Below are 398 nucleotides of genomic sequence, written 5' to 3'. Positions count from 1 at the left end.
AGGGGGCTTTCAATGAGGCGCAGCTACAGGGTTATGATGACTTCTGGGATGCAGTGAGAGTGGAAAGGACCCTTATGACTGATGCCTTGCGTGAAGGACATGCCAGAGGACATGAGATGGGACTTGCTGAAGGTCGTGCAGAGGGTCGTGCAGAGGGTCGTGCTGAGGAGCGTCTTGAGATAGCCCGGAACTTTAAAAAATCCGGTATTCCTGTTGATATAATATCAAAGAATACCGGTCTCAGTGAGGAAGAAATAGCTGCACTGTGATTGAGGATTATTAAAGAACTGCAACCATGGATAAAGAGCAGGCTATCGGAATTGCAAAAAGATACAAAAAACTGGTGGCAGAAAAACTACCCGTTAAGGCGCTATATATATATGGCTCGTACAGTAAAG

General features: G+C 46.0%; 1 pseudogene. It reads left to right on the top strand.

The features are described from left to right. A pseudogene (locus tag H6A61_RS15465) lies at window positions 1-269 on the top strand (Rpn family recombination-promoting nuclease/putative transposase); the annotation flags it as partial. Window positions 270-398: the final 129 nt, after the last annotated feature.

The sequence above is a fragment of the Bacteroides caecigallinarum genome (assembly GCF_016901995.1).
GTDB classification, from domain to species: Bacteria; Bacteroidota; Bacteroidia; order Bacteroidales; family Bacteroidaceae; genus Phocaeicola; species Phocaeicola cellulolyticus.
This window is presented reverse-complemented; position numbering and strand designations above follow the sequence as displayed.